17 protein-coding genes are annotated in these 20242 nt (G+C 69.1%); 10 read left to right on the top strand and 7 right to left on the bottom strand.

Translation table 11 applies throughout. The features are described 5' to 3' along the window. Nucleotides 1-145 precede the first annotated feature (145 nt). The 7 genes from lpdA (at nucleotide 146) to JW958_13265 (ending at nucleotide 8265) form a co-directional block, all read left to right on the top strand. Entirely contained in the window at nucleotides 146-1552 is a 1407-nt protein-coding gene (gene lpdA, locus JW958_13295; protein ID MBN1827227.1) for a dihydrolipoyl dehydrogenase, read from the top strand. A gap of 53 nt (nucleotides 1553-1605) precedes the next feature. After that, nucleotides 1606-2907, top strand: a complete 1302-nt coding sequence (locus tag JW958_13290) for a 2-oxo acid dehydrogenase subunit E2 (protein ID MBN1827226.1) — start codon at nucleotides 1606-1608, stop codon at nucleotides 2905-2907. Then, nucleotides 2904-3575, top strand: coding sequence for a lipoyl(octanoyl) transferase LipB (gene lipB / locus JW958_13285; protein ID MBN1827225.1), 672 nt, complete (start codon nucleotides 2904-2906; stop codon nucleotides 3573-3575). The genes JW958_13290 and lipB overlap by 4 nt, the downstream gene beginning before the upstream one ends. Continuing rightward, a complete protein-coding gene (gene lipA / locus JW958_13280; protein ID MBN1827224.1) occupies nucleotides 3568-4452 on the top strand; it encodes a lipoyl synthase in 885 nt (294 codons plus the stop codon). The genes lipB and lipA overlap by 8 nt, the downstream gene beginning before the upstream one ends. Nucleotides 4453-4495: 43 nt before the next feature. Next, complete coding sequence (locus JW958_13275) at nucleotides 4496-6214, top strand: ABC-ATPase domain-containing protein (GenBank protein MBN1827223.1); 1719 nt, start codon at nucleotides 4496-4498, stop codon at nucleotides 6212-6214. A 104-nt stretch (nucleotides 6215-6318) separates the two neighbouring features. Then, nucleotides 6319-7482, top strand: a complete 1164-nt coding sequence (locus tag JW958_13270; GenBank protein ID MBN1827222.1) for a pyridoxal phosphate-dependent aminotransferase — start codon at nucleotides 6319-6321, stop codon at nucleotides 7480-7482. Between the two features lie 6 nt (nucleotides 7483-7488). After that, complete coding sequence (locus JW958_13265; protein MBN1827221.1) at nucleotides 7489-8265, top strand: SDR family oxidoreductase; 777 nt, start codon at nucleotides 7489-7491, stop codon at nucleotides 8263-8265. On the opposite strand, the gene JW958_13260 is transcribed toward JW958_13265, so the two are convergent. From JW958_13260 to JW958_13250, 3 genes are read right to left on the bottom strand one after another with little or no spacing between them, the layout of a single operon-like run. Then, nucleotides 8262-9428, bottom strand: coding sequence for a glycosyltransferase family 4 protein (locus tag JW958_13260; GenBank protein MBN1827220.1), 1167 nt, complete (start codon nucleotides 9426-9428; stop codon nucleotides 8262-8264). The genes JW958_13265 and JW958_13260 overlap by 4 nt on opposite strands. Further along, entirely contained in the window at nucleotides 9425-10912 is a 1488-nt protein-coding gene (locus JW958_13255) for a hypothetical protein (GenBank protein MBN1827219.1), read from the bottom strand. The genes JW958_13260 and JW958_13255 overlap by 4 nt, the downstream gene beginning before the upstream one ends. Further along, a complete protein-coding gene (locus JW958_13250) occupies nucleotides 10909-12060 on the bottom strand; it encodes a glycosyltransferase family 4 protein (protein ID MBN1827218.1) in 1152 nt (383 codons plus the stop codon). Before JW958_13250 ends, JW958_13255 begins: the two co-directional genes overlap by 4 nt. 245 nt (nucleotides 12061-12305) lie before the next feature. Here JW958_13250 and JW958_13245 point away from each other — a divergent pair, with 245 nt between their 5' ends. The 3 genes from JW958_13245 (at nucleotide 12306) to JW958_13235 (ending at nucleotide 16250) form a co-directional block, all read left to right on the top strand. Beyond that, entirely contained in the window at nucleotides 12306-12857 is a 552-nt protein-coding gene (locus JW958_13245; protein MBN1827217.1) for a hypothetical protein, read from the top strand. A gap of 87 nt (nucleotides 12858-12944) precedes the next feature. Continuing rightward, complete coding sequence (locus tag JW958_13240) at nucleotides 12945-15194, top strand: heavy metal translocating P-type ATPase (GenBank protein MBN1827216.1); 2250 nt, start codon at nucleotides 12945-12947, stop codon at nucleotides 15192-15194. A gap of 111 nt (nucleotides 15195-15305) precedes the next feature. Beyond that, nucleotides 15306-16250, top strand: coding sequence for a sulfotransferase (locus JW958_13235; protein MBN1827215.1), 945 nt, complete (start codon nucleotides 15306-15308; stop codon nucleotides 16248-16250). Between the two features lie 191 nt (nucleotides 16251-16441). Here the strand turns inward: JW958_13235 and JW958_13230 are convergent, their stop codons facing one another. The 4 genes from JW958_13230 to JW958_13215 form a co-directional block, all read right to left on the bottom strand. Continuing rightward, nucleotides 16442-16999 carry a hypothetical protein gene (locus JW958_13230; GenBank protein MBN1827214.1) on the bottom strand — a complete coding sequence of 186 codons (558 nt, stop codon included), beginning with the start codon at nucleotides 16997-16999 and terminating at the stop codon, nucleotides 16442-16444. After that, nucleotides 16971-17480: a hypothetical protein gene (locus JW958_13225; protein ID MBN1827213.1), complete on the bottom strand. Its 510-nt coding sequence runs from the start codon at nucleotides 17478-17480 to the stop codon at nucleotides 16971-16973. The genes JW958_13230 and JW958_13225 overlap by 29 nt, the downstream gene beginning before the upstream one ends. Next, nucleotides 17477-18481, bottom strand: a complete 1005-nt coding sequence (locus JW958_13220) for a glycosyltransferase (protein ID MBN1827212.1) — start codon at nucleotides 18479-18481, stop codon at nucleotides 17477-17479. Before JW958_13220 ends, JW958_13225 begins: the two co-directional genes overlap by 4 nt. 45 nt (nucleotides 18482-18526) lie before the next feature. After that, nucleotides 18527-20242 (bottom strand): hypothetical protein (locus JW958_13215; protein MBN1827211.1); only part of this gene is annotated, 1716 nt, incomplete at its 5' end.

Genomic DNA, 20242 nt, shown 5'->3' with positions numbered 1-20242 from the left:
CGAGTGAAGCGAGGGAAAAGGTGTGTGGTTACGTGTTCCGTCCCGCCCCGTCCCGCCGGACGGGAACGCGATCCCTCCCTGTGCTAAACTAAAAAGCCGCGCCTCCATTTCCCCCCGGGGAGGCGACGTGGGGAGGAGAGAACGGATGAGCCAACCTTATGATATTGCGATAATTGGCGCCGGGCCTGGCGGGTATGTCGCCGCGATCCGGGCGGCGCAATTGGGCATGCGCGCCGTAATCGTCGAGAAGGAGGAGAGCCTCGGCGGGACCTGCCTCAACTGGGGTTGCATCCCCACCAAGGCGCTCCTCCACGCCGCGGAGATGGTCGAGGGGATCGGCGGGATGAAGCCCTACGGCGTGAGCGTGAAGGAGCACGCATTCGACTGGTCCGCGCTGCAACGCCGCAAGAAGGCGGTGGTGACCAAGAACACCAAGGGTATCGAGTTTCTGATGAAGAAGAACGGCGTCGACGTGATCCGCGGCGCCGGCCGTATCGCCTCACCGGGAAAGATCGCCGTCACGCCCGCCGGGGGCGAAGCGTCGGAGGTCGAGGCGAAGCAGATCATCGTCGCCACCGGCTCGCGGATCGCGTCGATCCGGGGGGCCGACTTCGACGGGAAAAGCGTGATCTCCAGCGACGACGCGCTCATGCTGGAAGAACTCCCGAAGTCGATGGTCGTCCTCGGCGGCGGCGCGGTGGGGGTCGAGTTCGCTTCGCTCTTCCATGGTTTCGGCGTGAAGGTCACTCTCGTGGAGATGCTCCCCACGCTGAACCCCCTCGGCGACGCCGAAGTGGGCGCCGAACTGGGCCGCGCCCTCAAGAAACGGGGCATCGACGTCCGCGTCGGCACCAAGTTCGCCTCCCTCTCCGGCGGCTCGGAAGGGCCCCTCGACGTGGTGATGGAGAAGGAGGGGGGCGAAAAGGAGACGGTCCGCGCCGAGAAACTCCTCGTCGCCGTCGGCCGCCGCCCGGTGACGGAAGGGATCGGCCTTGAAGAAGCCGGAGTGAAAATCGAGCGGGGATTCGTCTCCGTCGGCCCGCGGATGGAGACGGCCGTGAAGGGGATTTACGCCATCGGCGACATCGTTCCCACACCGGCTCTCGCCCACGTGGCGAGCGAGGAGGGTGTGGTCGCGGTGGAAATGATCGCCGGCCGCGACCCGAAACCGATCCATTACGACCGCGTCCCCGCCTGCGTCTACACGACGCCGGAGGTGGCGTGGGTGGGTCTCACCGAGGAGCAGGCGAAAGAGGGCGGCCGCGAGATCCGGATCGGGCGTTTCCCCTTCTCTGCGAACTCCAAGGCGTCCGTGGCGGGCGCGCCGGCCGGTTTCGTCAAGCTGATCGCGGACGCGAAGTACGGCGAGATTCTGGGGGCGCACCTCATCGGGCACCACGTGACGGAGATGGTGTCGGGGCTCGCGGCGCTCATGGAAGCGGAGGGGGACATCGACGGGCTCGCCCGGACGATCCACCCGCACCCGACGCTGAGCGAGGCGATTCACGAGGCGGCGCTGGACGCCGCGGGCGAGGGACCGATTCACATCTAAATCGAATGCGGGCGCCGGCGAGCGGCGTCCTTCGGGGAAGGATGGAGAGCGACATGGACGTGACGCTTCCGGAACTCGGCGAGGGAGTCACCGAGGCGACGCTGATCAAGTGGCTCGTGAAGGAGGGGGACCGTGTCGAAAAGGACGATCCTCTCTTCGAGATCTCCACGGACAAGGTGGACGCGGAGATCCCATCCCCCGCCGCCGGCGTGATGGGGAAGATCGTCGTCGCCGAAGGGGCGGAGGTGAAGGTGGGGGAGAGGGTGGCGGCCCTGAAGACGGAGGGGGCGGAGGAAGCGGAGGGGCCCGCGGAAGCGCCCCAAAAGGGGGCGGGGCCCGCGCCCGCGCCGCCGGAGAAGAAACCGTCCGAGGCGCCGGTCGCGAAGAAGGATGCCCCGCCGAAACCCGCCGAGGAGGTGCACGCCTCGCCTCTCGCGAGGAACGTCGCGCGCGAGCACGGGGTCGACCTCGCCGCCGTCTCCGGAACGGGGCGGGCCGGTCGGATCACCAAAGAGGACGTGCTCGCCCGGGTCGGGCCTTCCGGCGAGAGCGGGGCCGCCGCCCAGCCGCCGAAGGGGGATGCGCCGCCCGCACCCGCGCCTCCGTCGAAACCGGAGGAAGCGTCGACCCCCACACCACCCTCCGTTTCCGACGAAGAGGGCTCCCGCCTCGTTCCCATGACGAAGATGCGGAAGCTGATCGCCGAGCATATGGTTCGGAGCAAGCAGACGTCGCCGCATGTCACCACCGTGTTCGAGATCGACATGACCCGCGTGCAGAGCCTGCGGGCGAAATACAAGAAGATCTTCGAGGAGAGGCACGGCGCGCGGCCGACCATCACCGCCTTCGTGGCGCATGCGGCGGTGCCGGCGATTCTCGAGTTCCCGGTAATGAACGCCTCGGTGGAGGGGGACGCGATCCGCTTCCATAAATCGGTGAACATCGGCGTGGCGGTCGCCCTCGAGGACGGCCTGATCGTGCCGGTGATCCGGAACGCCGAACGAATGGGGCTGGGTGATGTCGCGCGCGCTCTGGCGGACCTGAGCGGCCGCGCCCGCGCCGGGCGGCTGAAGCCGGAAGAGGTGCGCGGCGCCACCTTCACCGTCACCAATCCGGGGCCCTACGGGGCGCTCTTCTGCACACCCGTCATCAACCAGCCGAACGCGGCGATCCTCTGCATGGGCGGCGTCAAGAAACGCCCGGTGGTGACCTGCGAGGAGGCGATCGCCGTCCACGAGATGGCGTACTTCTCGCTCACCTTCGATCACCGTCTGATCGACGGCGCCGTGGCGGACCGTTTCATGGCCCGCTTCCAAGAGCGCATCGAGAACCTCCCCGAGGAGGTCATGGTGTGAAGGATCGGCGGCCCCTGGTCGTGAGCCGCCTCGGGACGGTCGGTTTCGAGGAGGCTTGGGACCTGCAGCGCGAGATGGTCCGCCGCCGGAAGGCGGGCGAGATCGAAGACCGGCTTCTCCTGCTGGAGCACCGATCGGTCTACACCTTCGGGCGGCGCGGCGACCTGGGTCATGTGAGGATCGGCGAGGCGCGGCGGCGAGAGTTGGGGATCGAGCTGGTCCACACCGACCGGGGCGGGGACGTCACCTGGCACGGGCCGGGGCAGCTGGTCGGCTATCCGATCCTCGATCTCGCGCCGGACCGGAAGGACGTGGCGCGCTACGTGCGCGACCTGGAGGAGGCGATCCTCCGGACGATGGCGGACTTCGGCGTCGCTGGCGAGAGGGTGAAGGGGCTCACCGGCGTTTGGGCCGGGAAGGAGAAGGTCGCCGCCATCGGCGTCCGCATCTCCCGCTGGGTCACGTCACACGGTTTCGCCTTCAACGTCTGCTGCGATCTGGACGCCTACGGCCACATCGTTCCCTGCGGCATCTCGGACCGCGGCGTCACCACCCTCTCCCGTCTCGCGGGCCGCCCGATCGCCGTCGACGAGGCGGCGGACCGCCTGACGGAGCGCTTCGCCGAGGTCTTCGACCGCGCCGCGCGCGAGGAAACGCATCATGGCTGAACGGCCGACCCCCAAACCTCCCTGGCTGAAAATCCGCCTCGGCGTGAAGGAATCCTACGGCGCGGTGCGCGGCGCCCTCCGGAGCCGCGGACTCTGCACGGTCTGCGAGGAGGCGCGCTGCCCGAACCACCAGGAGTGCTGGAACGCCGGGACCGCCACCTTCTTGATATTGGGGGAGATCTGCACGCGCGCCTGCGCCTTCTGCGCCGTGACCAGCGGGCGGCCGGCGCCTCCCGACGCGGCGGAGCCGGAGCGGGTCGCGGGCGCGGCCGCCGAGATGGGCCTCCGCTTCGTGGTCGTCACCTCGGTGGACCGGGACGACCTTCCGGACCGAGGGGCGGGACATTTCGCCGAGACGGTCCGGTGGATCCGGGAGAGGATTCCCGGCGCCGAGGTGGAGGTGCTGATCCCCGACTTCGACGGCGAGGAGGATCTCCTTCGCCCGGTGATCGAAGCGGGCCCGCTCGTGATCGGTCACAACACCGAAACGGTGGAGCGCCTCTACCCGACGGTCCGCTTCAAGCATACCTACGCGCGTTCCCTCGGCGTGCTCCGGACGGCGGTGCGCATCAAACGGCCGCGGCAGGTGGTGAAGTCCGGGCTCATGGTCGGCCTCGGCGAGAGGGACGACGAGGTGGAGAAGCTGCTCCGCGATCTGCGTGACGCCGGCTGCGAGGCGGTCACCATCGGCCAGTATCTCCGGCCGGATCGCAAACACGCCGACGTGGTCCGCTATGTGGAGCCGGAGCGCTTCGAGGCGTGGCGCGCCTACGCCGAATCGCTCGGCTTCCTGCACGCCGAATCCGGCCCGCTCGTGCGGAGCAGCTACCGCGCCGAAGCGATCGTGGGAGTGCTGAAAGAGAGCGGGCGCTTGTGAGAATCGGAAATGGGATCGCAACCCATTCCGGATGGAACCATCCATGAGAACCCAAGACCGCGAAACCCTCCGAGACCTCCTCCGCCGCATCGACGGCCGGGGATACAAAGCGTACAAGGACATCCGCGGGCGGTACGCCTTCCCCGGATTCGAACTCTCCATCGACCACGTACAGGGCGATCCCTTCGCGGCGCCGAGCAGGCTCCGCGTCTTCGTTCCCATGGCGCGCGCCGCCTTTCCGGAATCGACGCGCCGGAACAGGAGCCGCGCGATCGCCCTCGCCGGCGTCCTCGCCCGCGCTTTCGCCCGCGCCGCCCGGGGCGCCGCCGAGCGCCGCGGGTCCGGCAAGAGCGGTCTCATCGAGATCGATCGGCCCGGCCAGGAGGTGCTGGAGAGGACCGCCGTGATCGTCGGCGGGGACCGGGTGGAGGCGCGTTTCGTGGTCGGTCTTCCCGCGGCGGGGCGCCGGGTCCTCGGACGCCAAGCGGAGGCGATGCTCCTCGGCGACCTCCCGGAGATCGTGGACGCCTCCCTCCTGTACGCCGCCCTCGACGCGGAGGCGATCGACCGCGCGGTTCGGACGAACGAGGACGCGGACCATCTCCGCGGGGCGCTCGCGGAGCGCGGCCTGATCGCCTTCGTCGCCGACGGCGCCGTTCTGCCGCGCCGCTCCGGCGTGGACGACCGCCCCCTCGTCGAAGGGGCCGTCCCCTTCCGCTCGCCCGAATCGCTCCGCGTCTCCGTCGGCCTGCCGAACGCCGGCGCCGTCACCGGCATGGGAATCCCGCGCGGCGTCACGCTGATCGTCGGGGGCGGCTTCCACGGGAAGTCGACGCTCTTGCACGCGCTGGAGCGCGGCGTTTACAACCATCTTCCCGGCGACGGCCGCGAACGGGTCGTCGCCGACGGGCGGGCGATGAAGATCCGCGCCGAGGACGGCCGCCGCGTGGCGGGCGCCGACATCTCCCCCTTCATCGGTGAACTCCCCTACGGCCGCCGCACCGACGACTTCACCACCGACAACGCCAGCGGCTCCACCTCTCAGGCGGCGAACATCCTGGAGGCGCTCGAGGCGGGCGCGTCGGTCCTTCTCATCGACGAGGACACGGCGGCGACCAACTTCATGATCCGCGACCACCGCATGCAGGAGTTGATCGCCAAGGAGAAGGAGCCGATCACTCCCTTCGTGGATAAAGTGCGGCAGCTCTTCGAGGAGCGGGGCGTTTCGTCCGTCATCGTCGCCGGCGGGAGCGGCGACTATTTCGACGCGGCGGACACGGTGATCGCCATGGAGGCGTATCTCCCGCGGGACGCCACGGCCGACGCGCGCGCCATCGCCGAGAGGCACCGCGCCGAGCGCCGCCCCGAAGGGGGAGATCGCTTCGGCGACGTGGCGGAGAGGATCCCGAGCCGGGCGAGCGTCGACCCGAGCCGCGGCCGCCGGGAGATGAGCGTCAAAATTCGCGGCCTTCGGACCATCCAATTCGGCGAGGAAACGGTGGACCTTTCGGCGGTCTCGCAGATCGTCGACCCGAGTCAGACGCGGGCGATCGCCGAGGCGATCCTCTACGCCCGAGAGCGCTACATGGACGGGCGCCGCACCGTGAAAGAGATCCTGGACGCCGTCGAGGAGGATCTGGCGCGGGAGGGGCTCGCACTCCTCTCCCCGCGTCCCGCCGGCGACCACGCCGCCTTTCGCTCCCTGGAGCTGGCCGCCGCGCTGAATCGGCTCCGCTCTTTGGAGGTGCGGCGGCGGGGATGAGCGCCGGCCGCCCCCGATCCGTCTTGACCCTCGGCGCCGGCGAATGACACAATGGACGCTTGAAACGCGAGGCACACCCATCCATCGATAGAAGGAGAAGGACGATGAGGAAGCTGGCGGACTGCATGTCGCGGCTCGGCACCGAGACCGCCTTCGAGGTGCTGGCCAAGGCGAAGGCCCTCGAAGCGGAGGGGAAGGATATCATCCACCTCGAGATCGGCGAGCCCGATTTCACCACGCCCGACAACATCAAGGAAGCGGCGATCAAGGCGCTCCGCGACGGCAAGACCGGCTACTGCCCGGCGCCGGGGATCCCCGAACTCCGGAAGGCGATCGCGGCCGACGCCGGCAAGCGACGCGGGGTGGAGCTGGACTGGAAGCGCGTGGTGGTCACCCCCGGCGCCAAGCCGGTGATGAGCCACCTGATCCAGGCGGTCGCCCAGCCCGGCGACGAGGTGATCTACCCGAACCCGGGCTTCCCGATCTACGAATCGATGATCAAGTTCGTCGGCGCCAAGCCGGTGCCGATGATGCTTCGCGAGGAGAGGGATTTCCGCTTCGATCCGGCGGAGTTCCGGTCGCTGGTGACGGATAAAACCAAGCTGATCATCATCAACTCTCCCCAGAACCCGACCGGCGGCGTCCTCTCCAAGAAGGATCTGGAGGCGATCGCCGAGGTCGCCGTCGAACACGATGTTTATGTGCTGACCGACGAGGTCTACATCAACATCATCTACGACGGAAAGCACGAGTCGATTCTCTCCTTCCCGGGGATGGCGGAGCGCGCCATCCTGCTGGACGGCTTTTCCAAGTCCTACTCCATGACGGGATGGCGGCTCGGTTACGGCCACTTCCCCGAGGAGCTGGTGGAGCACATCACGAGGCTGAACATCAACACCATCTCCTGCACGTCCCATTTCAGCCAATGGGGAGCCCTCGAGGCGATCACGGGGCCGCAGGACGCGGTCGCCACTATGCGCGACGAGTTCGCCAGGCGGCGCGAAGTGATCGTGAAGGGACTGAACGACCTTCCGGGCGTCTCCTGCCGGATGCCGGGCGGCGCCTTCTACGCTTTCCCGAACATCACCGGGACGGGGCGCACCTCCAAGGAGCTCGAGGGGGATCTTCTCCAGAAGGCCGGCGTGGCCACCCTCTCCGGCACCTCCTTCGGGTCCAACGGCAAAGGTTTCCTGCGCCTCAGCTACGCCAACTCGGTGGAGAACATCCGGAAGGCGCTGGAGCGGATCGGTAATTATCTGGCCGGGTAGGAGGCCATGGGCGAACTGAGCGGACACGCGGCGATCGTGAGCGGCGCCGGTCGAGGGATCGGCGCCGCCATCGCCCGCCGTTTCGCGCGGGAGGGGGCGTCGCTTGTGCTCGCCGCCCGCACCGAAGCGGAGATCGCCCGCCTCGCCGACGAGTTCGCCCCCCTCGGCGGGGGCGCCGTCGCGGTTCCCGTCGACGTTTCGGACGAGCGGTCGGTTCGGGAGTGCGTCGACGCCTGCGCGGACACATTCGGCGGCGTCGACATCCTGGTGAACAACGCCGGCGCGCAGTACATCTCGCCGGTCGCCCTGTCCGAGACCGAACGTTGGATTGAAGATTTTCGCGTCAACATCTTCGGCGCGTACTTCTTCAGCAAGGCCTGCCTCCCCCACCTCGCCCGCTCGCGTAACGGCCAGATCGTGAACATCTCCTCGCGGATGGGAAAATCGCCGGCGGCGCTGAACAGCGCCTACTGCGCCTCCAAGGCGGCGCTGAACGCCTTCACCGTATCCCTCGCCGCCGAGGCCGCCCGGGACGGGATTCGCGTGAACGCGGTCTGCCCGGGATACGTGGAGACCAAGCTGCTGAGCGACTCCATAGCCGCCGCCTCGCGTGTCACCGGCAGGACACCCGAGGACGTCAAGCGCTTGCTCGCGGAAAAGAGCATGCTGAGGCGGGCGGTAACCCCGGAGGAGGTGGCGGAGGTGGTCTATTTCCTCGTGACCCGCGCAACCGGGATGACCGGCCAGGCGATCAACGTCACCGGCGGCGCGGAAACCCACTAGCCCGGTTTTCTTCGTTCCTCTAATATTTCGGCGATCACCTTTTCATAGTCGTCGAGGGTGCGCTCCAGACTGAAGCGCTCCCGCGCGGCCGCCGCCGTGTCCGGCCGGGGCGCGCCGAGGCGGAGCCCCTCCGCGACGGCGCGGGCGATGGAGTCCGCGTCTCCCGGGCGGGCGCGCATTACCGATGACTCGCCGCCGAAGAGGGGGAGGGGCATCCGCTCGGAGACGAGCGCCGGCGTTCCCGCGACGAGCGACTCCAGCACGAGAAGGGGGAGCCCCTCGGGGCGCGTCCCGACCTGCGCGGTCAGGTCCGCGCCGTGGACGAGGTCGATCACCCTCTCCCGGGGGAGCGCGCCGAAAAAAGCGACGCGGTCCAGCCCCTTTTCGCGGACGTAGGCGCGGAGCCTCGTCTCGTCGCGCCCGCTCCCCGCGATCCACAAACGCGTTCTCTCCCGCCCCTCCATCCTCTCGAAAGCGCGCAGAAGATCGCCCACTCCCTTTTCCGGAATGAGCCGGCAGGCGGCGAGGATCACCCGCTCCTCCGCGCCGACGGCGAACTCTTGCCGTACCCGCCGCCGCCGCGCCTCGCCGTCCGCGAAGAGACGGAGGTCGATGCCGTTCGGGATCTCGACGATCCGCGCCGGATCGAGGAACCGATAAGCGCGGGATTCGAAGTAGGCGCGCACCGCCGGCCCGACCGCGACGATCCGGTCGAAGCGGGGGAGCGCGCGCCGCTCCGCGCCCGCCCAGAGCCAAAACCGAAAGAGCCCGCGCGGGTCTCCGGCGCGGAGCTTGGTCGTCGCTTCGGCCCAGGAGCTTCCGTGAGCCTGGAAGAGGGAGGGGATTTCGGGGCGGCGCGCGGCGAGCGTTCCCGCCGACAGAACCGCGGAGAAGAGAAGGTCCGGCGTCTCCTTCCGGTCCGCCGCCCAGCCGAGCAGGGCGCGGCCGAGGCGGGCGGTGGGAACGTGGTGGGGAGCGTCCAGCGGATGGATCTCCACTCCCTCGGGGGCGTCCACCGGGATCGGAGGACGAGGAACGACGAGGTCGATCCGCCAACCGCGCGCGGCGAGCCCGAAGGCGGTTTCCCGGACCACCCGCTCCATCCCGCCGCCGCCGTGCTCCGGCAGGGCGCGGGTGACGAACCAGATCCGCCCGCGCCTCATCGATGGTCCCTCCGGCCCGCTTTTTCGAGGATCAGGCCGCGCGTTTCGGCGCGCGCCGAGAAAACCGCCGCCCAGAATCCGGCGGCGAGAACGCACTGCGTCGCGAGTCCGATCGCGCCTCCTCCCGCGAGGCGCCCGGCGGCGAGGGAGAGAAACGCGTAGAACGGCGCCGCGGCGAGCAGGTGGAGGGCGGTCCGTCGGAGCGTTCCGTCCCCCGGCCCGATACGCCGCAGATAGTATAGGAAGGAAGCGAGCGGGCCGACGGCCGCGCCGATTCCGATGGCGAGCACGCCGAGGGACCGGTAGAGAAGGACGTTGCACGCCACGTTCAGCGCCACCGAAAGCGCCTCGCCGCGGAGCACCTCGCCGTTCCTGAGGCGCGCGTTCAACACGCGCTGCAGCACGTGGCTCGCGCTGAACGCCCAGAGCCCGGCGCCGAGGCCGATCAGCGCGCGGCCGGTGATCGCCAGGGAATGCTCGTCGAACTTTCCTCGTAGATAAAGGATCGAAAGCACGTCCCGCCCGTTGATCGCGAGGAAGACGGAGATGGGAACCGTCGCGAGAAGAAGAAGCGCGACCATCCGGTCCGCCCTCTCCGACGTCTCCCGGTCGCCCAGGTCGGCGAAGTAGGCGAGGCCGAGAAGGCCGAGGGGGACGGCGAGGAGGAAGTGGACCGACTCGGTCAGGAAGCGGGCGTAGTCCACGCCGGCGACGCTCCCGGGGCCGATGCGCGATGTGATGTTCCGCTCGATCAGGATGTTCGCTTCCACGAGGAGGGAGAGGACCACGAGGGGCCGGAGCAGCACCCAGAGGCGCGCCCAGGCTTCGCGGGCCAGTTCGCGGTCCAACGCCGGCCGGAGGGGGAGAAGGCCGCGGCGGGCGAGATGCGCCGTCGCCCAGAGGGCGAGCGCCGCGTAGGTGGCGGTGAACCCGTACGCCGCCAGCGCCGGCTCGCCCCGCCGGGCGGCGACGACGATCAGCGCCGTCATGCCGAGGTTCTGCAGCCCCGGCCGGAGCGAGGGGATGAGGAAATCCTTTTGCGCCGCTCCGAGCGCGCCCAGGACGGAACAGTATATGTAAAAAGGAACTCCGGCGGCGAAGATGCGGAGCATCCGTTCCGCCAAGAGAGAACGCTCGGGGTCGAAACCGCGCAGCACGAATTCCACCAGCGGGCCGGCGAAGAGGGCGAGCGCGCCGGCGAGGAGGAGGCCGAGGGCGACGAAGAAGAGGAGGAGGGACTGGAAGAGGGCGCGCCCCTTCGCGGGGTTCGAGGATGCGTAGCGCGCGTAGAGGGGAACGAAGCAGTTCTGCACCGCCTTGGTGGTGAGCAGGTGGACCGGCGATAGGGTGAGGGTGAGAGAGCCGCGGTAGGCGTCCGCCACGGCGCCGGTCCCGAAGAAGCGGGCGAGAAGGATCTCCCGCGCCGCGCCGATCCCTTTTCCCACCGCGCCGCCCGCGCTCAGGCGCGCCCAGTCCCGCCTCATCGCATCCCTCCGATCCTCTCCATCGTTTCGATGGTGCGCGCCGCGATTTTCGCCCAAGCGTAGGGCTCGGTGGAGGGGCGGGCGGCGGCGCTTATCCTCGCCCGGAGATCCGCGTCGCCGATCACCCGTCCGAGCGTCGCGGTGAACGCCGCTTCGTTCCGTTCGACGAAGAAACCGTTCTCGCCGTGGCGGATGAAATCCTCCATGCCGCTCACCCGCGTGGTGATCACCGGAAGTCCCGAGGCGAGCGCTTCGAGCCCGACCAGCGGGCAGGACTCGTAGTTGGAGAGGAAGACGAAGAGGTCCGCCGCGGCGTAGAGGCGGTGCACGTCACTGCGCGCGCCGAGGAAAAGGACCCGCCCGGCGATCCCGAGGGCGCGCGCTCTTTCGACGTAGGGAGAGGGGTCGTCGCCGCCGGCGACGAGGAGGAGCGCGCCTTCCGCGGCGGCGCACCCCGCCATCCCCTCCAGGATGATCGAAAGACCTTTACGCGCGAACTCGTGCCCCACGAAGAGGAGGAGCGTTTTCTCCTCCGGGAGCCCCAGCTCGCGGCGGAGAGCGATCTTGTCGGCGGCGGGCCGGAAACGTTCCCGATCGACGCCGTTGGGGATGAAGTGGATGCGGTCGTCGGGATAGCGGTGGAAACGGCGAAACTCGTCCGCCACGCCGCGGCTGATGGCGATCAGATGGGGCCGCCGCCGGCGGAAGACCAACGCCTCGCGGAAGAGGACGAACCAGTGGAGGGGGTAGAGCATCCAGCGCCGCTCCCCCGCGGCGCGTTTCGCCTCCACCGCGGCGCGGTGGCAGCTGTGCGCCACGAAAACGTCACCCATGAAGGAATCACCGTGGGAGAGGATGATGTCCCCTTCGCGCAGGGCGCGCCGCGCCGCGCCGCCCGACCAGAGCGAGAAGAGAACCACCTCGAGGAAGACACGGAGGCGGCGGTTCCGCGCGGCACCGGCGACGCGCGCGATCGCCGGAGGAGCCCGCCGCGCGCCGAGGTCCGTTTCGGCGGGAAGCTCGCGCGGATACCAGCCGATGTTCTCCACCGCCACGCCCGCGCGCCGGAACTCCCTGGCCAGGTGATGGGCGACACGGGCGATGCCTCCGGTCGGCTCGAGGGATCGGCTGATCTGCAGGACGCGCACCTTCGTAATCTCCGCCCCGCCCCCGAAGGGGAAGGTCTTATTCGTTGAGATTGAATACGTTAGACTACGCCCCGCGCGGCGGCCTGTCCAGTTTTTCCGCCCCGCCCCTCCCCCGCGCGATGGAGGCCGGAACGATTCGGCTTGGATCGGCCCGCCCGTCCGATCACAATGGGGCCGACGAATGGACCGCGGCGGCGGGCGCCGGTCGGCGTCGCCCCGTCCCGCCGCGCGCATCGGAGGAGAAGATGATTCGAAGAAACCTGGTGCGCCTCGCCGATCGATACCCCGACGCGGCCTTCGCCGCCTTTCACGCGCTGCCGGAGCTTCGGCCGATCTTCATCGAGTCGGTCGGCGAGGATCCGGAGGAGCCCTGGATGGGAATGCGGCCGGAGGCGTTCGGCAAGATGCTGAAAGAGGAGCGGCGGAAGCTCCTCTTCGATCGTCTCGCCGAATTCCTCGGTGGGATGGACGAGGAGTCGCGCGGGCGGACGATGCACGTGCTCGAATCGTGGTGCGCCGCCGACGGCGTGTTCCGTTACGCCATGTCGAAACGATCCTCCACGCGCAAACTGTTCGAGGCGCTCCAAGCCGCCGAGGAGACCCGCCCGGTTTTTGAGGGCTCGGACCGGGAAAAGGGAGGCGATCCGGGACGGCTCGGCGAGTCGCTTTCCCCCGCGGAGCGTTCGCGCCTCTATAAGGAAGCGCTCGGGCGGATCGCGGAGCTGAGCGAGCGGGGCCAATTGCGATTTTTCGCCCGCGCCCTCGCCGTTTGGGCGGAAGAGGAGCGGGGGGAGTGAGGAGGGGCCGCGCCCGCCGTTCTCGATGAGCGTTTCCCGATCCATTATGTTGAGGTTATGGTCCAACACTGTCCACAGAGGGAACCGATGAAGGGCGGAAAGAGCCGCGCGACGTCCGCTCCGCCGCCGGAGGCGCCCGCGCCCGAGGCGGGCCCGGAGGAGTTGATGCGGGCCCGGCTCGCCGTGCGGGGGATGAGCTGCGCCAACTGCGCGCGCGCGGTGGAGAAGGCGCTCCGTTCCGTGCCGGGGGTGGCGGGCGCGGTGGTGAACGCCGCCGCGGAGGCCGCGTCGGTCCGTTACGATCCGGCCCGCGCCGGCGTGGAAGACCTGTTGGAGGCGGTGAAGCGCGCCGGCTACCGCGCCGTGCCGGCGGACGAGGCGGAGGAGGGAAACCCGACCGACGAGAGGATGCGGCTCCTCGGCGTGGCCGCCCTCGCCCTTCCCATTCTGTTGATTCATCAAGGAGCCGCCTCGGTTCCCCGCGCTCCCTGGGTGATGCTCGCCCTCGCCACGATCCTCCAGTTCACGGGCGGGCTTCGCTTCTACCGGGGCGCCTTCCGCTCGATGCGGGTCGGTTTCGCCGGCATGGACGTGCTGGTCGCGCTCGGCATCACCGCCGCCTGGGGTTACAGCGCGCTTCTCGTCCTCTTCCCCGACCTCTCCCCGGGGGAGCGACCCTTCTTCGAAACCGCCGCCATGCTGATCCTCTTCATCCGCTTCGGCCGTTATCTGGAGGCGAGGGCCAAGGGGCGCGCCGGCGACGCGATGCGCGCCCTCCTCCGGCGGCGGCCGGACCGAGCGCTCCTTGTCGACGCCGGGGGGGAGAGGGAAGTGGACGCGGCGGAACTCGCCGTGGGGAATCGAGTCCGCGCGCGCGCCGGAGAGCGGGTCGCCGTGGACGGCGTGATCGAGGAGGGAGAGGCGGCGGTGGACGAGGCGTACGTGACCGGCGAATCGGTGCCGGTCTGGCATCGCCCCGGCGAAGAGGTGACCGGCGGCACCCTCGTCCTGGAGGGAAATCTGGTTCTCCGGGCCGTCGCCGTCGGGGACGCCACCTTCCTCGCCCGCGTGGTCCGCATGACCGAGGAGGCCCAGCTCGACCGCGCGCCGATCCAGCGCTACGCCGACAGGGTCTCGCACCGCTTCGTGCCGGCGGTGGTCGCCGTGGCGGCGATCGCCTTCCTGGTTTGGCTCGTCGCGCTCGGCGCCGGCGCCTCCTTTTCGCTCTCCCGAGCGGTGGCGGTGCTCGCCGTCGCCTGCCCTTGCGCGCTCGGCCTCGCCACGCCGACGGCGATTCTGGTCGGGTCCGGCGTCGCTCTCGGCCGCGGCGTTCTCTTCAAACGCGGCTCGGCGCTCGAGGCGATCGCCCGTGTGCGGACCGTCCTCTTCGACAAGACCGGAACGATCACCCGCGGTGTTCCTTCGCTCACCGACATCCTGCCGGCGGAGGGGACGAACGAGAAAGACGTCCTCGCCCTCGCCGCCTCCGCGGCCGCCGTCAGCACGCATCCCCTCTCGCTGGCGATCGTCCGGCGCGCCGCGGCGGAGGGGACGGCGGGGGAGCCGGCCCGGCAGGGGATGGAACTGGCCGGGCGGGGGATCCGTTTCGCGGTCGACGGGGGGCGCGGTCTACTCGGCTCGGAGAGGCTCCTGCGCGAAGAGGGAATCGACCCGGGGGCGCTCGCGGCGGAGGCGGCGCGGCTCGAGCGGGAAGGGAAAACGACGCTCTGGCTCGCCGTGGACGACGCGGCGCGGGCGCTCTTCGCTTTCCGGGACGAGCCGAAGGATCGGGCCGTGGACGCCATCGCGCGGATCAGGGCGATGGGGATCTCCACCGGTCTCGTCACCGGCGACAGGCGCGCCACCGCCGAGGCGATCGGATCGCGGATCGGCGTCGGCCGGGTTTGGGCGGAGGTGCTGCCGGAAGGGAAGGCGGAGATCGTCGAAGAGGCGCGCCGCGAAGCGGGCGGGCCGGTCGCCATGGTGGGGGACGGGATCAACGACGCCCCCGCCCTGGCCCGAGCGGACGTGGGGATCGCCATCGGCGCCGGCACGGACGTGGCGAAGGAAGCGGGGGACGTGGTGCTCGTCCACGGCGATCCGGCGGACGCGGCGGTCGCCGTCGAGCTGGGACGCGCCGTCCTGCGCAAGATCCGCATCAACCTCTTTTGGGCCCTCCTCTACAACGTGCTGATGATCCCCTTCGCGGCGGGTCTCTTCGCACGCTGGGGTCTCCTCCTGCCGCCGGAGATCGCCGGGCTCGCCATGGCCCTCTCCTCGGTCTCGGTGGTGCTGAACTCGATCGACCTGAAACGGTGGCGGCCGGTGGGGGACTGACCGCCCGTTCCTTGTCCCCTCCGGGACCGGCTGATAGAATCACCTGTCGACGAACCGACGAAGGCTTGCCCGGACGCCTTCCCGAAAGATTTCACTCAGGGAGCGCGGTCGATGAACGGTACGGACGATCCGACGATCCTCTACATCATGGGCCGCGGCCACAGCGGTTCGACCACCCTCGACCTGGTGCTCGGCAACCACCCGGAGGTGGTCACCGCCGGGGAAATCACCAACGGGTTCCGCGTGCCGGACTGTCCCTGCACCTGCGGCGCCAGACTGGACGAGTGCCCTTTCTGGGGTCCGGTCCGGCGCGAGCTGGGGGAGCGCCATCCCGATACGAGCTGGGAAGAGTTCGGGCGGATGCTCGGCCGGATCGACATGCCCCAGCGGATCCCGGCGATCCTGACCGGCGTCGGGCTTCCGGCCTGGGTGAAGGACCGGTACCTGCCGATGAACCGAGACCTCTACGCGACGATCGCCCGCCGCGCCGGCGCGCGCTTCGTCGTCGATTCCTCGAAGGACCTCGCCCGGGCGGCGCTCCTCCTGAAGCGTTTCCGGAAGGCGAAGGTGATCCACATGGTCCGCGACGGCCGGGGGGAACTGTGGTCCCGGCTGAAGCGGCTCCGCGCGGGCAAGCCGTTCCAGGTGCTCCGGCGGGACACCCATCCGAAGCACCACGCGCCGGCGATGGCCCTGACCGCATGGGCATGGGCCGCCTCCAATTCGCTGTCGATCCTTTACGGGTGGATGAATCCGGGGCGGGTCCACCGGTTGTTCTACGAGGATCTGTGCGAGAACCCCCGGCGAGAGATCGAGCGGCTCGGCCGATTCCTCGATCTCGATCTTTCGGAGATGGCGGGCCGGATCGAGCGGGGCGAGCCGTTCTCCTTCGGGCACAACGTGTCGGGCAGCATTCTCCTCGCCGCCGAGTCGAAGACCCTCACCTTCCGGCCCGACCGGGCGTGGAAGGAGAACCTCCCCGGGCGCTACCGAGCGCTCTACGCCATCCTCGCCTGGCCGTTGATTCTCTGTTTCGGGTATCACCGGAAGGCGTAGGGCCCTCTTCTTTTTCTTGCACGGTTTCCTTCACTACGAAGACTACGAGGGAGTCTGGGCGCTCGTAACCAGATGCTTGTTCTGTCCTCGTCTTCCAAGGGCGGAAAGGTATCTGGTTACCGATTGGTCCGATCGGTTCGATGCCGATAGCAGAAAAGAGATCTGAGCAGAAAAGGTATCTGGTTGCCGGACTACTCCAGCCGCTTGCCCCGCCAGCGCCGTGCGGCGGCGCGCCGATCCTCGCGTCGGGCGATGGCGCCGAGAAAATCTCCCACCACCTCGTGCACTCGCGGGGGAGGGGTGACGAGCGGTTCCGGGCGGGGCATGGCAAGTGCCCGTTTCACCGCGTCGTCCAAGCGGGAGAGGTCCTCGCACCAGATCAGCCGGCCCCGCTCCGCCATGTGGCCGATCAGGTCGCGCTGGTGCCGGTCCGGGCGGTCCGGGTTTTCCGCCGAGACGAGGGGGATGCCGCGCCGGAGGACCTCAAGGATCGTGCCGGCGCCGCCGTGGGCGACCACCACCGCCGCCCGGTCGTAGTAAGGGTCGAGGGAGGGGACGTGCCGGACCCAGGCGCCGCCGCGTGGTTCGTAGGCGCCGATGCCGATCTGGAACTCCACCGGTAGGCCGAGCCGCGGCGCGGCCTCGTCGGCGGCGCGGAGGAGCGGATCGAAGTCGGTGGTTCCCACGGTGACGAAGACGATGCCGCCTTCGCCGCGCGGCTCAGAGGAGGAGGCCGGCGTAGCAGGCATCGGGAAAAATCTCCTCTTGCAGTTCGGGCCACTGGACCAGGAACAGGTCCGCCAAACCGTAGAGAAAACGGCCGGTCCGGGAGGCGGTGTGGACCCGGGAACCGGTTTCGATAAAAACGATCGGGATGCGAAAGATCTTGCAGAGCACCGAGACGGGGATGGTCATCGCCGGGCCGGCGTGGACCAGGGCGTGCGGGCGGGCGCGGAGGAGGATCCCCGCGGAATGGAGGGCGAGCACGCCGTAGCCGAGGAGCGCCTTCCACTGGTGGCGCTCCTTCAGGTGGGGGCGGTGGCAGCGGTGTACCCGCCCCTTCACGGGAAGCCGGTCCGTGCTCATCGGGTCCTCCCGGACCATCATGTAATGGTAATCGTACCGGTCTCCGAGGAGGCTGACCAAGTGGAGGATCTCCTTCGAGTGCCCTCCCTCGCCGAGGGGAATCAGAATCCGGATCCGCCGATCGCTTTCGCCGCCGTCGGTCACCGGCCGCCCTCCCTCTTCGCCAGCGCCTTCTCGTGCACTTCCATCGCCCTGCGAGCGCTCGTCTCCAGCGAGTACGGCGCGGTCCGGGTCCGCCCGTCGGTGCGCCGGCCGAAGGCGAGCGCCTTCCGGATCGCCTCCACGGTCCCCTCCACCGTCTTTTCGCAGAGGAAGCACCCCTCGGTCCCCTCGATCACCTCCCGGATGTCTCCCACGTCGCTGGCGACGATCGGGAGGTTGCAGCCCATCGCCTCCTTGATCACCATCGGCGACCCCTCCGCTTCAGAGACGAGCACCAGCACGTCCGCAGCATTCATGTAGAGAGGGATTTCTTCATGCGCGAGGTTTTGAGCGAGGAGCAGGTCCGCCGGCTCTCCGGCGGCGCGGAGCTTCTCCGTCGCCTCCCGGACCGCCCAGACCCGCTTTTCCGGACGGTCGAGGCCGACGAAGAGAACCTGCCGGCGGTCCGGCGGAAGGCCGAGCTTCGCCCTCGATTCGCCTTGGTCCATGGGGCGGAAGAGGTCGTAGTCGACGCCGGGAGGAATGATGGCGTCCGCCTTCCGGCCGAGGTGGCTTTCCACCCAGCGGCTCGTCGCGATGGCGCCCTCGGCGCGCCGCGCCAGGTAACGGGAGAGGGGGGCGGTGTAGGACTGGGAGACCTCGGGCCCGTGGAAGGTGATCACCAGCGGCAGCCGCCGCTGGAGCGCCGCCACCGCCGCGCTCAGCGTGTGGTGGGCGTGCACCACTTCGTACCGCTTTTCCCGGAGGCGCCGGAAGTACCCGGGCACGGCGCGGAAATAGTTCGCCCGGTTCGCCCGGCCGTTCAGGTAGAAGACGTCCGCCGCGACACCGAGCCGGCGGAGCATCCGAACCTCGTCGTAGACGAAGGTGCCGTAGTTCTCCGCGCCCGGATGGGGGTAGAGGTTGGCGAAGACCAGGACCCGCCGCCCCGGGCGGCGGTCCCATTCGGGGTCCTCGAAGATCAGGTAGGGTTCACGGCTCATGGGTCCCTCCGTCGCCGGACCGCCGCGCCGGGCGGCCCGTGCGGGTTAGCTTCCCTTCGACTTCCGGATCAGGTGGTTCGCGACCGCCAGGTTCTCCAGGCCCGATTTCTCGAGCACGTCCACCGCGTCGGCGGCGGTGCAGACGATCGGATAGCCATGCAGGTTGAAGGACGTGTTGAGCACCACGGCGCGGCCGGTCCTCTCCGCGAACCGGGAGATGAGCCGGTGGAATTTCGGATTCTGTTCCTTGTGGACGAACTGGGGCCGAGCGGTCCGGTCGTAGGGCTGGGTGCCGGCCGGGAAGTCGACCACCCGCTCGGTGGTGTCGAAGGTCATGATCATGTAGGGCGCGTCCATCTTCTTCGGGTTGACCACGTACTCGTCGCTCCGCTCGGCGAGCATGGCCGGCGCGAAGGGCATCCAGAAGTCGCGGTTCTTGATCATGTCGTTGATGATCCGGACCACGTCGTTCCGGGTCGGGTCGGCGAGGATCGACCGGTTGCCGAGGGCGCGGGCGCCGAACTCCATCGGCCCGCAGGCGCGCGCCACCACCGCCCCGTCGGCGATCATGTCCGCCACCGTCGTCTCCAGGTCGTCGGGGCGCTCCACGCTGTATCCCTTCGAGCGGAGCGACGGCGCGATCGATTCCAGCTCCTCGTCGGTCGGCTCCGGCCCCCAGTAGATCGGTCCGATCGCGGGGATGTCCGCCGGCTCACCCTTCTTGGCGCGCTCCTCGGCGTAGACTTGGAAAGCGGCGCCGACGGCGTTCATCTCGTCGCCGCAGGAGGGGAAGACGAACAGCTCGTTCAGTTCGGGGAGTTCGTAGATTCGCTGGTTCGCCTTCACGTTCATGAAGACGCCGCCGCCGAGGGCGACCCGGCGGACGCCCGTTTCCTTGATCGCGTTGCGCGTCCAGGTGGCGAGGTGCTCCTCGGTGTATTGCTGCAGGCCGGCGCAGATCCAGTCGAAGCGGAGCCGCTCGGTCAGGTCGCGGATGTACTTGTAGCTGTAGTAGGTGTGCGGGACGCCGGGGCGCCGCCGCCAGGTGAGCCCCTTGCCGCCGTCGAAGGCGAGCATCGCCTTGAACCGGTCGTAGGCGACGCGGGCGCCGCTCTCCGGCGCGAAGGGGGCCATCCCCATCAGCTTGTATTCGTGCTCGTTCGGGACCATCCCCATGACGAAGGTCGCCTGGGCGTAGATGAGGCCGAGGGAGTGGGACCAGTCCACCGTCGCGATCGGCGGGCCGAGCCGGCCGTTCTCGCCGATCCGTACGGAGGCGCACAAGTCGTCGCCGGCGCCGTCGTTGGTGAGGACAAGGACCTTCCCCTCTTTCCACGGGGAGCCGTGATAGGCGGCGGCGGCGTGGCAGGTGTGATGGTCGACGAAGAGCGCCCGGTCCAGGGGGAGCCCGGCGGCGGCCATCTCCTCCAACCGCACCTTGCGCCGCTTCCCGCGGAACCATTCGTTGGCGGGTGTTTTCTTGATGAGCTGCTTCACCGCGCTCTTGAAAGTCTGGGACTCGGCGAACTCCTTCAGGATCTCGTCGCGGGTCATGCCGTAGGGCATGTGCCTGGAGTGCATCGCCACGAAGTCGATGTCGCCCGGGTCGGTGCCGGTCATCTCCAGCACCTTGCGGATGGCGCGGGCGGGGAAACAGTTCTCGTTCTTCACCCGCGTGAGGCGTTCCTCCTGCAGGGCGGCGCGCACCTCCCCGTCTTCGAGGAGGCAGGCGGCGGCGTTGTGGCCGTCGTGAATTCCCAG

The organism is Candidatus Eisenbacteria bacterium (assembly GCA_016930695.1).
Taxonomy (GTDB): Bacteria; Orphanbacterota; Orphanbacteria; order Orphanbacterales; family Orphanbacteraceae; genus JAFGGD01.
This window is presented reverse-complemented; position numbering and strand designations above follow the sequence as displayed.